This is a genomic window from Vibrio sp. ZF57 (genome assembly GCF_001691235.1).
In the GTDB taxonomy this organism is placed as follows: Bacteria; Pseudomonadota; Gammaproteobacteria; order Enterobacterales; family Vibrionaceae; genus Vibrio; species Vibrio crassostreae_C.
In genome coordinates this window covers 68,593-81,608 of sequence record NZ_MAKD01000097.1, presented here as the reverse complement: position 1 = coordinate 81,608, position 13,016 = coordinate 68,593, and the positions used below count along the sequence as shown (strand labels likewise).

Sequence of the window (13,016 nt, the reverse complement as noted above, 5' to 3'; positions counted from 1 at the left end):
GCTCTCCTCACCAGTTTCCAATCATATTTGGTGAACATGTTGGGCTGGTTTTTCATAGTCTAGGGCTTATTCGTAGCCTAATTCGAAATACTTCCACTTTTTCGGCTATGGCTGTCTGTCGTGATAACAACAAACAGTAATACGAAACAACTTTAACGCTTTATTATCATCTGGTCTAACACCTGTTATTCGGCAACTGTGCCAAAAAACCAACTATTAGCTCAAAGCATTAAATAAAACCCAACCCAGCCCCCAACGCCAGGCTTAAACACTAGTTAGCGAACAAAAAAAAGCACTTAATATTTTAATAGATCGCTATTTATCGATAAACCGCGAGCTTGCTGGTGTGCGCTTTCGCACATTGTGCTGTGTCATTAGATACAAAAAATCCCCCTAAAAATGCAATCACATTCGTAGGGGGATTTTTAAACAACTGAAAATTTATCTAAGCAGAAAACTACTTATCTTTAGGCTTTTCGTTGTACATTTCTTCGATTTCGTCTTGATACTTATCGTTGATAACTTTACGACGCAATTTTTGAGTTGGTGTCAGTTCACCATCATCCATAGAAAATGCTTTTGGTAGCAGTTTGAATTTCTTCACTTGCTCAAACTTAGCCAGTTCTTGCTGTAGGTCATTCACACGCTTTTCTAGCATCTCGACGATTTGGTGGTGCTTAACAAGTTCAACGCGATCGTGATACTTGATATTAAGCTCTTTGGCGTACTCTTCTAGCGAGTCATAACAAGGAACAATCAGCGCAGAAACGAATTTGCGTGTATCAGCGATAACAGCAATCTGTTCGATAAAGTGATCTTTACCAATCGCACCTTCAACCACTTGCGGGGCAATATACTTACCACCAGAAGTTTTCATCAGCTCTTTGATACGATCAGTAATGAATAGGTTACCATTTTCATCAAAATGACCCGCATCACCGGTTTTCAAGAAACCGTGCTCATCGAATGTCTTAGCTGTCTCTTCTGGCATCTTGTAGTAGCCACGCATCACCATTGGACCGCGAACAAGAATCTCGTCCTTAGCACCAATTTTTACTTCTGCGCCCGGCATCGACATACCAATCGAATCAGGGTTAAAACAGCGATCATCCCAACAAGATACTGTTGCCGTGGTTTCTGTCATGCCGTAGCCAAGTTTTACGTTGATGCCGATAGCATGGAAGAAACGACCAATCGTCTCATCAAGCTTCGCGCCACCACATGGCATGAAGTTGATGTTACCGCCGAGTAGAGCACGCAATTTAGAGAGTACTAGCTTATCTGCTAATGCATGGCTCTTCTTCAGCATTAGCGAAGGAGTGCGACCTTCTTGGTGACAAACAGAGAGTTTCGCTCCCATGTTCACCGCCCAAGTAAATAGAACCTTGCGGATAAACGGCGCTTTCGAAACCTTCTCGTGAATCGCAGAGAAAATCTTCTCGTAGAAACGTGGAACCGCACACATTACGGTTGGCTTCACGTCGCTCAGCGCGTCACGCACCTGCATGGTATCTTGCAAGTAACAGTTGGTTGCGCCTTTATAGAGAACGTAGAAAGTCCACGCACGCTCAAATACGTGTGATAACGGTAGGAAACACAATGAGACATCGTCTTTGCTTAAACTTAGACGCTCGTCATGGCCTTCTAATTGATAGCCAATATTGGTGTAATCAAGCATTACGCCTTTCGGCTGGCCAGTAGTACCAGAGGTATAGATAAGAGTCAGCAGGTCGTCCATGCTTGCATCAGCAAGACGCACGTCAAGTTCAGCTTGTTGTGCTTCAACGCCACGCGCCATGAAGTCATTCCAAGATACGGCAAAGCTGTGTCCTTGTAGGTCGATGTCATCAGACATCGCGACAACCACTTCTAGCTGTTCACACTCTTCGAATAGGCTCACCGCCGCGTCAAATTGAACTTGCTCACCAACGAATAAGATCTTCACATCCGCATTTTGGATGATGTAAGACGACTGTGCTGCTGTATTCGTTGGATAAATCGGCACAGTCACAAGGCGTGCTTGTAACGATGCAAAATCTGCCACGGTCCATTGAGGCATATTGTTCGAATAGATACCGATCTTATCCTGAACTCTCAGTCCTTGAGCCAACAGTGCTAATGAAAGCGTATCGATTTGTTGTCCAAACTGTTCCCAGCTAATGCCTTGCCATACATTGTCTACTTTGTGCTTCAAAGCTGTACGGTTGCCGCCTTGGGCAATTTGGTCACGAAGTCTTTTTACGATATGAAAATCTAAATTGGCCATCTCTTTACCTTTAGGCTTACACCTGTAAGCTTTTTTGAGCGCACAAGTGTACCTCTGATCATGGAAAAGGCAACTGATGAAGCTCAAAGTTATAAGTAATAGTACGTCTCACGCTAAGTTTTCTACCTACTAAAATAGCGCGCATAAAAAAGCCCTAAGCCAGTCTCCTAGCTTAGGGCTTATAAAACATAGGGATTAGTGTCTAGTTAAGTGCCACTACTTCGCCACAGATCATCATTAACTGATCTCGTAACCAAATGTGTCCTTTGTCCTTTTCACTTGATTCGTGCCAGCTTAGGAAGCCTGAAATTGCCGCATTATCACATGGGAAATCTAGAATCTGAAGCTGCTCTTTGTTTGCTGCATGTTCTACCATCCAACGAGGAGCAATCGTTACTAGTTCAGACTGACCTACAACGTAAAGAACGTTGCTTAGGCTCGTGCCTTCGTAGAAAGGCATGCAGTCTAGGTCACGGTAAGCTTGCTCAGAGAAGCTACGTTGACCGTGAATGCGAGACAATTTCGCGTGCTTTTCGTTAAGCAGCTCTGCCGCTGTTACTTCACCGTTAATGCGTGGGTGAGAAGCAGAAGCGACAACAACCAACTCATCTTGGAAGATTTCAGTGCTTGAGAAACCTTGCTCATCAAAGCGAGCGTAATCGATCACGAAGTCGATTTCTTGGTAGCGCATGCGCTCAGAAAGTTGACGATCGAATTCAGCATCCATGTGCAGTTTCACGCTAGGTGCTTGCTCGTTGATAGTCGACATAATCTTAGGTGCAAAACGCATGTCACAAGGGCTGCAAATCGCAAGCTTGAACAGGCGAGAAGAAGACTCTGGAGAGAACACAGAACTTGGTAGTTCGTTGCGTACTAATTGTAGCGCTTGGCGGATAGGACCAAACAACTGACGTGCACGTTGAGTCGGTTGAATACCACGACCTTGGCGCATGAATAGTTCGTCGTTAAACATCACTTTTAGACGAGCAACAGCGTTACTTACAGCAGGCTGAGACATACCCAGATTGTGAGCTGCACGTGTAATGTTTTGCTCTTGCATAACTGCATCAAATACAGTCAAAAGATTTAAGTCGACTCCACGAAGTGTGCTTTCCATTCTGTAGCTTGCAATAGCACTCATTGCGTCTTTCTTATCTAACATTCAAGTTGCCTCTTGTCGGTTCGACAGCGTTAAATTGGTAATGGTATGAGAATAGATAACCACTAATTCTTATATTTATCAGACCGATGTTTTTCGGATTGACATTACTATTAACCAATGCATCTCGAGCTACCAACAAGATTGATAAAGAATAATTTTATTTTACCTTAATGATTAAACAACATCTAAAAATCAATTATTTATAGAGTTATAAAAAAACATAAAATGCGTCACTTATGAGTTTAATTTCGACTTATTTAGCTGTTCTATCGTTTGGTTACATTTGTTACAATTTATTGAACTCGTGAATTGTTCAACCGGTCAATTTAGAAATAGCACTTATGAGTTAGGTGAGCGATGCATAACTTGGAAAGTCGACCTTGTCCCAAAGTTGCTTTCTTAAATCATCTTGATTAGACCAATTCCCTGCTAATACCCACTCAACGAGTGCACTTGCCACGTCTGGATAGGTGACCACTTCGGCCTGTTTTTCACTGAGCCAAGCACGCAAGATAGCCGCATCTAAAAACGTCATGGTTTGAGCTAACCCAAGGGCCTCTAGCGTCGCCACATTGCTCTGTTGTTCGAACTGCCCTTCGAGTGGTTTGAGAAGCAATTTCTTCCCTAAGGTTAAGGCTTCAGATGGCAATTCAAAGCCGCCATTTGCGACCACACCAGAGCACTGATTGAGGTCGAATTGAAAGCCCGCATGACTCAGTGGTTTGAACTCAATATTTTCAACTCGGCTATGCTCAATCACATCCGGGTGGTAACAGACAAAGTTTTGCGAAATGAACTTCATCAGCAGCTCTGAGATCGACTCAAGATCCTCAAATGGCAAATAGACCAACGTAAAATCTTGTGTTGTTTTTATTTGTTGATCACCAACCAGCGTGTGAACGATAGGCGGCAAAATCGGCTGTTCAAAGTGATACCAGTGCAAGCCAATAGAGTGCTCGGTTGGGGCGAAATGTTGAATCACTGAATGTTCAATCCAGTTGCCCCCTTCTTTGGGTACATCATAACGAAACGCATTCTGGTGGCTTATCCCAATGCATGACACACCTTGTCTCTTAGCCGCCCATGCAGTGACAGGCTCAAAATCATTAATCACTAAGTCATAAGGCGTAAGATCGATCTGGTTAATCTCACGGAGAAATCGCCAGATGTTGTTCTTCATGAATGTTTTGCCGTATTTAACCTGCCCCTGCTCGCTGTAAAAAGTTAAGCCGCTGCGGGTCTGATAGTTGCCAAACGCTTCCATCGAAAAGTATTTGCTCTCATCTCGCCCAGAGAACAGAAAATCGACATCAATATTTTGCTGACGAAAAGCGACGGCCATTGCTCTCGCTCGAGCGATGTGCCCATTTCCTGTGCCTTGTACGCCATATAAAATTTTCATGCATGTTCCTTTAAATTTACCACTTAAGCTCGGCAGTGGTTGCCAACAAAATAATTACAGGATGAAGCTGATAGCTAGGCTGGTACAAGCGATGCCCAAGGCTGCGCCAATCAGTACGTCTGTTAAAAAGTGCACACCAAGTAAGATTCGAGAGCCTGCAATCGCAGTTGCCCACACCAAGCTAAAGAGGTACAAGCTCGGATAGAAATGCCCGATTAGGGTCGCCATAACAAAAGCAGCAGCGGAATGCCCTGAAGGCAGACTGTATTTATCGGATGGCACAATATGAGAGTGAAGTAGTGAAGAGAATTCAGCTGGTCGACGGCGCTTGAGGGTATTTTTAGCAAACCAGTAAATAGGCAGTTCGATTGCGAAGGCGGTTAAGCCCACCAAAAGAAAGTCTCGACCGGTGTTGCTATCGACCAGCAGTGCAATCAAGGCAATCAAAACATAAAGGTGTCCATCTCCAGTATGAGACACCGCTTTACTGAGCGTTGCATGTTGCCCGCCATAGCGGTTGTTTAAACAGAAAACAGAAAATGCCACATCCCAGCGGACAATAGGTTCGATAGTACGCATACAATCTCCTTAACAATCCTTATTCAGTTAAGGCTCAAGTTATGCTCCTGAAATGACAGTTAAGTGACGTTTTGAATGAACTAAAATGAAATTTCCCATGCTTGATAGGCTGGTCAATGGATCAAGTCAGGATGGCGATAGAAGCGACCGATAAAAATAAAGCGACCCAAGGCCGCTTTATTCTTCTATGTTTTCAATTCTTTATATAAGCAAGCAAACGCTACTTCTATCGTGTTAATGGTTATAGCGTTCGCTAATGATAATAGAGCTCGCAAATAATTAAACGCTAAAGGCTATAGCGCTAGTGGCTCGTGCTTTTTAACCAAACCGAAATCCGCCAATATCGCGTAAGCAGCAGGGGTCATAAACAGCACCAGTAAGGTCGAGGCAAATATGCCGAATACGATCGAAATAACCAATGGCTGGATAACCTGAGCCTGTAAGCTGGTTTCCGTCAACAGCGGTAGCAAACCTGCCGCAGTCGTCATTGAGGTCAAGAATACCGCTCGGAAACGCTCGCGACTGGCTTTCACCACCGAGTCATGCACGCTATCTCCCTCATCGACATGGTGACGAATGTACTGCACCAACAAGATGGAATCATTAACCACAATTCCGGCAAGCGACACAAAGCCCATCATGCTTGGCATACTCAAAGAATGGCCAAGTATCCAGTGACCAACGACCACCCCAATAAAAGCGAGTGGAATCGCTAACATCACGACCACAGGCTCTAAATAGCTTCTGAACTGATAGCTAAGAATCGCAAACACGCCGAATAAGCCGAGCAAGAATCCTTTGCCCATCGAAGCGCCAGTCTTGGCTGCATCCTTGGCCTCCCCTTCGAAATCAAAGCGTAAACCCGGGTACTTCTGAATAAGTTTGGCGGCTTCATCTTTTTGGAACTGAGCCAAAATCGCGGATGAACTCGCTTTCTTATTATCAATATCACCAAAAATACTGATGGTTCTCAGCCCATCAATACGCTGAATTCGCACGTAGTTACGCTGGAAATCTAATGTCGCCAACGTTGCTAGCGGGATCTGACTGCCATCTGCGGTAATGATTGGGAAGTTAGCTAGCTGCTGTATGTCGCCCGCTTGTTCCTTATCAAGACGCACTTCAATCGAGATATTTTCAACGCCGATTTGAATCTCATCCGCCGTTTGCCCAAAGAAAGCCGCACGCAATTGGGAAGCAATCATCTGCCCATTCACATTGTAGGTTTCAGCGCCCGGACGCAGCTTCACCAAGATCTCTTCTTTACCCATGCGCATGTCATCAAGCACGCCATGCACCCCATCAAACTGATTAAGGTACTCCTGAATATCCAAAGAAGCGGATTTCAATGCGCTCAGGTCATCGTGTTTGGCGCGGATTTCAATAGCACGACCGCCCGGCCCCATCGTGGGTTGCTTGAACACCAATGAAATAGGATCCGCTAAATCACCAATATCTTCACGCCACGCATCAATGAAATCATCGATAACGGTATTACGGCTCTCTGCTCCGCGTAAATCTAAGCGCACTGTGGCTAAGTGCGGGCCAGATTCATTGGCATCGGCGTTAGCATTGAATTGGCTAGTTATGTGCTCGACCAGTGTATTGCCTTCTTCAACCTCTTCGCTCCATTGCTTGTTCAAACGCTCAGCAGACGCGACAATTTTGTCGACCACTTTCTCGGTTTGAGACAGTGATGCGCCCGGCGGAAGAATAATACGCGCCTCAGCAATATCACCATCCAGCTCTGGGAAAGGTTGAAACTTAACAACACCACCAGCAATCAAGGCGACTGAAAGCAACAACAGCGTAATCACTCCGCCCATAAAGGCGTAGCGGAAGGTCACGACTTTCTCAACCATGTTCATCAAAGTGGTATTACGGAAGTTCTCAAACTTCTCAAGCAACACCACTTTAAAGCGCAACGCTGGCTTATCATTTTTTTCTTTATGTAATGAATGAGATAAGTGATTAGGTAGAATCAGGAAGGCTTCAATCAAGCTCAACGACAGCACCAAAATCAATACTTGAGGAACGGCCTTAAGCACCGCGCCCATCTCGCCATCAAGAAACAGTAAGCTACCGAAAATACACACCGTGGTTAAGAAAGAAGACAGTACTCCGGGAAGCACTTTCTTAACGCCGTTGTACACCGCATCATCGACGCTTTGTCCCCTATCTAAGTGGGAGGCTATCGATTCGGCGATCACGATGGCGTCATCCATCATAATACCGATTGCCATTAACAACCCGACCAGCGACATAATGTTGATCGACAAACCAAGGTTGGCCATTAAGAACAAGCCACCAAGGAAGGCCACTGGCAACCCTGCCGCCACCCAAAATGAATAACGTAAGCTGAAGAACAGCCACATGGTGGCGAACACCAGCACAATACCTTGCCAGCCATTGCTCACCATCATGGTTAGACGATCCCAAAGTACAGATGAGAGATCGTTGGTCATTTGTAGTGTCACGCCATCAAGAGCAATCGCGCTTTGATCTTCAACGAATCGTGTTACGTTCTCTTTGATTCGCAGCGCATCGTCTTCTTTGTTCTTACTGATCTTAAGCAGCGCTGAAGGCTTGCCATCAAATAGCACCTTTTGCTCATCAAGTTCAAAGCGGTCGGTTATTTTGGCTATGTCTCTCAAACGAATCACCGAGCCATTAGGCGCAGATCCAACCACGATGCTTTCCAGCTCAACAGGCGTAACTCGTCTCTCGTCGAAACGAATCAGAAAGTTTTTGTCTGGTGTTTCAACGTTACCACTCGGCAGTTTTACATTCTGTCGACCAATTTGATCCGCGATATCACCGACACTCAAACCCAACTGACGAATAGCTTGGGTATCCAGTTCCACTCGATATTGATGATCCGAGAAGCCGCTAACCTCGACCAAAGATACATCGTAATCAAGCTTCATGGTGCGCTTAAGATCTTCCGCGTAGGCCTTAAGTTCTGGCCACGACGTTTCGGCTGTTATAGCGATATCGACAACCGGTTCATTCCAATCTAGCTCTTGAACAACAGGCGATTCAATCTCAGTTGGGAAATCATTGATCGAGTTGATCTGGGTTTGCACATCCACCAGCATTCGGCCGATGTCCGCTTTTTCATTTAACTTTAGAATTAAACGAGCGCTGCCTTCGATGGCTTCACACTGAGTTTCTTCAATGTTGGCTAAGCCGTCTACTGCATCTTCCATTCGCACACACAAGCTCTCTTCCACTTCTTTTGGAGAGGCGCCGGGATAAACAATCGCAGCCATAATGTAAGGCGGATCGTAAGCGGGGAAGGTTTCACGTTTGATGGTTGATAGTGAGCTTATACCCAAGATCAACAACCCAAGCATCAACAAGTTTGCTGCTGTTGGGTGCCGAGAGAAAAACTTGATCATGACGCACTCTCCTGAGTATCTGATTCAAGCTCAGCCTCTTCAGAGTTGGACTCTCTCAGTAACATGCCTTCTATTGCTGGCAGGACATCATTGAGAACCAGTTTATCTCCAGTTTGTAGCTCTCCACTCACAACCACTTGATTGTCTCTGCGATAAAGCACTTCAACATTGACCACTTGCAAACGCTGGTTGTCATCCATCAGGTAAACCTTAGCACCATGCAGTGCTCGCTCTGGAACCACCCAACTTAGATTCGCGACACCCTCAATCTCGGCTTTGACAAACATACCGTTAACCAAAGGCGTTGCGCTGTCTGGTTGCAATTGCGAGTAATCTTGAGCGATCTCGAGAATAATCCCCGCCGTCGCTTGGTTTTCATCAACCGTTTCACTGATTCTTGCCACCTTCGCAGGCCAACTGAGGTTAAGGTTGCCACTGTTAAGTTGAATGCTTGCTTTGATTGGCGCTTCATAAGGATTAGGGATTCCTGCAGCATCACGAGGGAACTGGTTAAAGCTGGAGGCTAAAGTTTGCATATCGTGAATAGAAAGTTGCGCCTCCACTTCCATGACATTAATCCCGTGAGCAATAAACATCTCCTGCTGAAGGTTAACTACTTGATTTTGTTCGATATCAACCTGAGCAATTCGCATCGCTCTTGGCAAAGTGATCGTGGTCTTATCGAGAGAGCGCTGCGCCTCTTTTACCTTAGACACGTTGACCTTAATCACCGCTTCCGCAACACGCTTTTCATCTGGCATCAACGCGATTTGGTTCGCGATATCTAATACCAACTTCTGCTGAGACAATGCGCTTTGTTGTTGCAGGTCGACATCCGATTGAGAGGTGAGCCCTTTCTTACGCAGATCCTGTTTACGTTGTAGCTCTTTATTGCTGATCACCAAACGATTCTTTTCGATCTTAAGAGTCTTATTAAGGTTGTCTTCTTCTTGATTCAATTTCGCTAATGAGGTTTGGCTTGATTTTAGATCCGCCTCTGCTTGTATCAGTTTCAATTCGTAATCCAATGGATCAACCTTGAGCACGACCGTTCCTGCAGGGATCACCTGGCCTTTTTCAAGATCTGGATGTCGATACACGATCTGTCCTGTCACCTCAGCAATCGCTTTCCATTCAACTTTAGGCACTACTTTGCCAAAGCCGACCGCTAACGGCGCTATCAGTTGTTGTTCTAGGCTCACAGTATCAACTAAGCGAGCCCTATCACCCGCAGGTTTGGTTGGAAGATCCGGCTTCAAGTTAATCGCGGCGACAAGGCCAATAACACCAACCGCAAGTGCTGGAAAGAAGAGTAGTTTTTTATTTATTTTCATTATCTTTGGTCCTGCACGGAAGAAGGGCTCGGTGCGTTAATAAAGCCTTCAGTCATCAATTGAATGTTGTGTTCGATTAAACGATTAAGAAATTCTTCATTAATCTCAATCCCATGAATTGCCAATAAAGGCGGCGGAGCGATGAAAGGAAACACCATCAAGCTTACATACGAAATACGGCACAATTTTGGATCCATGTTCTGTTTTAAGATGCCTTGTTCAACCAACTTTTCAAAAATGACATCTTGGGCTGGCTTTGCAACATCGAGGAAAACCTTTTCGAGCAACTCTCTTTGCACTTCAGAGGGAGGCATATTCATCACTTGGGCTATCAAGCGAGGAAACTTCGGCACCTTGACCATCTCTTTGTAGTAAGTCCTCATTAAATCAAGAAAGTTCTCATGACTGCTTTCTTCAACCAACCTCTGCATCTGCAATTGCATCGGTCGTAGCGTTTCACGCAGCATCGCTTCAAACAGCCCGGCCTTACTACCAAAGTAATAGCGGATCATCGCTATATTCACACCCGCACGCTCAGCAATCAGGCGCGTCGAGACCTTGTCGTATGGTTGAACGACAAACAGATCACGAGCATGCTCAATCAATAACTTTCGAACATCTAAGTTTTTTTGAGGTCGCCCCGCTTTTCGTGCCGTCATGGCAAAAATCCATCTCTATAATTAATCATCTGATTAATTATAGAGATAAACAGGTGTAACAGTAGAAGATTAATTACTCACTATTTAATCAAGTGATTAATTAATTTGGTCACGCTTGTGATTTTTTTGGTGAATCGTTCCATCAAAAAGATTTACTACAAAGTTTTAACCTACACATAAGCCAAACGATAAACTAACCCCCCAATACAAAACCTCCAATCAGATGATTTAGCCAATAACGTAACACAAAACAGCACAAACCAAACCAAAACGTCGCTAATGCACGCTGATATTGGATTTTCTTGTTTGACGCTCAGAATAAATTGCGGTAAATATGGTGTTAACAGTTTATTTACGGATATTTGTGTAATGATTTTTTCTTCTTCTCGACTGCTGAAACTTCTCCTTATCGTGAACCAATCGCGCGGGTAAGTTGTGGGTCAAGAACTACACAAATATTAAAACCCGCGCTGAGCGGGTTTTTTTGTAACTGGCACTTTTAAAAGAACATCATTCTTAATAATAATTTGGATAGCAATCGATTCATTATCGATATAAGGAAGCACCCATGAACGATCAAGTGATAATTTTTGACACGACCTTACGTGATGGCGAGCAAGCGTTGGCAGCAAGCCTTACGGTAAAAGAGAAATTACAGATCGCTTATGCACTTGAACGACTGGGTGTAGATGTTATTGAAGCGGGTTTCCCTGTGTCATCGCCAGGCGATTTCGAATCAGTACAAACCATCGCAAAAAATATTAAAGATAGCCGTATCTGTGCGCTTTCTCGTGCTGTAGCGAAGGATATCGATGCCGCTGCAGAAGCGCTAAAAGTGGCTGAGCAGTTCCGTATTCATACCTTCATTTCTACATCGACGGTTCACGTTCAAGACAAATTACGCCGCAGCTACGACGATGTTGTCGAGATGGCAGTGAAAGCGGTAAAGCATGCGCGCAACTACACAGACGATGTTGAATTCTCTTGTGAAGATGCAGGTCGTACTCCTATCGACAACCTATGTCGTATGGTTGAAGCCGCGATTAACGCTGGCGCAAAAACCATCAACATTCCAGACACTGTAGGCTACACAGTACCTAACGAGTTTGGTGGCATTATCAAAACGCTATTTGATCGCGTACCCAACATCGACCAAGCGATCATCTCTGTTCACTGTCACGATGACTTAGGCATGTCGGTTGCTAACTCAATCGCAGCGGTACAAGCAGGTGCTCGCCAAGTTGAAGGTACCATTAACGGCATTGGTGAACGCGCGGGTAACTGTTCTTTAGAAGAGATCGCAATGATCATCAAGACTCGTCAAGAGTTATTAGGTGTTCATACCGGCCTAGATCACCAAGAGATCCACCGTACCAGTAAATTGGTGAGCCAGCTTTGCCACATGCCGATTCAAGACAACAAAGCAATCGTTGGTGCTAACGCATTCAGCCACTCTTCAGGTATCCACCAAGATGGCATGCTAAAGAACAAGAACACTTACGAGATCATGACACCTGAGTCTATTGGCTTGAAAAACAAAGCATTGAACCTAACAAGCCGCAGTGGTCGTGCAGCCGTTAAGAGCCACATGGACGCAATGGGCTACAAAGACAATGAGTACAACCTAGATTCATTGTACGAAGACTTTTTGAAACTGGCTGACCGTAAAGGCCAAGTATTCGATTACGACCTAGAAGCACTAATGCACTTCGCAAATCTACGTGACGAAGATGACTTCTATAAACTTAACTACCTAAGCGTACAATCTGGTAGTGTTATGTCTACCACTAGCATCAAGCTGCAATGTGGTGATGAAGAGAAATGCGAAGCGGCTGTCGGTAACGGACCTGTTGATGCTTTATACCAATGTATCTACCGCTTAACGGGTTACGAAATTGCATTGGATAAATTCGACCTTACCGCGAAAGGTGAAGGCGAAGATGGCTTAGGCCAAGCTGATATTATTGCGAACTACAAAGGCCGCAAGTACCACGGTACAGGCGTTTCAACGGATATCGTTGAGGCCTCTGGTCAGGCGCTACTGCACGTTATTAATAGCATTCAACGCGCAGACACCATTGCTGAAATGAAACAGCAAAGAATCGCAACAGTTTAAACACCCAATAACAGAGCCCTAGAGCCGATGTTATTGGCTTTAGGGACAAAATTTAAAACGAGCTAAATAGCTCAGTAACAAAGAATTAAAGGATTAA

At 44.7% G+C, this 13,016-nt stretch carries 8 protein-coding genes; 1 reads left to right on the top strand and 7 read right to left on the bottom strand.

The genetic code is table 11. The features are described 5' to 3' along the window. Nucleotides 1-457: 457 nt before the first annotated feature. The 7 genes from A6D97_RS14675 to A6D97_RS14645 form a co-directional block, all read right to left on the bottom strand. Nucleotides 458-2,266, bottom strand: coding sequence for a long-chain fatty acid--CoA ligase (locus A6D97_RS14675; protein ID WP_017062927.1), 1,809 nt, complete (start codon nt 2,264-2,266; stop codon nt 458-460). Nucleotides 2,267-2,468: 202 nt separating this feature from the next. After that, nucleotides 2,469-3,428 (bottom strand): transcriptional regulator LeuO, encoded by a 960-nt coding sequence (gene leuO / locus A6D97_RS14670; RefSeq protein ID WP_017062928.1) that lies wholly within the window; start codon nt 3,426-3,428, stop codon nt 2,469-2,471. A 346-nt stretch (nt 3,429-3,774) separates the two neighbouring features. Continuing rightward, entirely contained in the window at nt 3,775-4,830 is a 1,056-nt protein-coding gene (locus A6D97_RS14665) for an MJ1255/VC2487 family glycosyltransferase (RefSeq protein ID WP_017062929.1), read from the bottom strand. A 54-nt stretch (nt 4,831-4,884) separates the two neighbouring features. Next, nucleotides 4,885-5,409 (bottom strand): phosphatase PAP2 family protein, encoded by a 525-nt coding sequence (locus A6D97_RS14660; RefSeq protein WP_017062930.1) that lies wholly within the window; start codon nt 5,407-5,409, stop codon nt 4,885-4,887. Nucleotides 5,410-5,702: 293 nt separating this feature from the next. Further along, nucleotides 5,703-8,810, bottom strand: coding sequence for an efflux RND transporter permease subunit (locus A6D97_RS14655; protein ID WP_065584695.1), 3,108 nt, complete (start codon nt 8,808-8,810; stop codon nt 5,703-5,705). Next, the gene (locus A6D97_RS14650) at nt 8,807-10,144 is read right to left on the bottom strand and encodes an acriflavin resistance protein (protein ID WP_065584694.1); all 1,338 of its coding nucleotides are present in this window, start codon (nt 10,142-10,144) and stop codon (nt 8,807-8,809) included. The genes A6D97_RS14655 and A6D97_RS14650 overlap by 4 nt, the downstream gene beginning before the upstream one ends. Beyond that, nucleotides 10,144-10,803: a TetR/AcrR family transcriptional regulator gene (locus A6D97_RS14645; protein ID WP_065584693.1), complete on the bottom strand. Its 660-nt coding sequence runs from the start codon at nt 10,801-10,803 to the stop codon at nt 10,144-10,146. The genes A6D97_RS14650 and A6D97_RS14645 overlap by 1 nt, the downstream gene beginning before the upstream one ends. Before the next feature lie 568 nt (nt 10,804-11,371). Here A6D97_RS14645 and leuA point away from each other — a divergent pair. Continuing rightward, complete coding sequence (gene leuA / locus A6D97_RS14640; RefSeq protein WP_017071424.1) at nt 11,372-12,919, top strand: 2-isopropylmalate synthase; 1,548 nt, start codon at nt 11,372-11,374, stop codon at nt 12,917-12,919. Nucleotides 12,920-13,016: the final 97 nt, after the last annotated feature.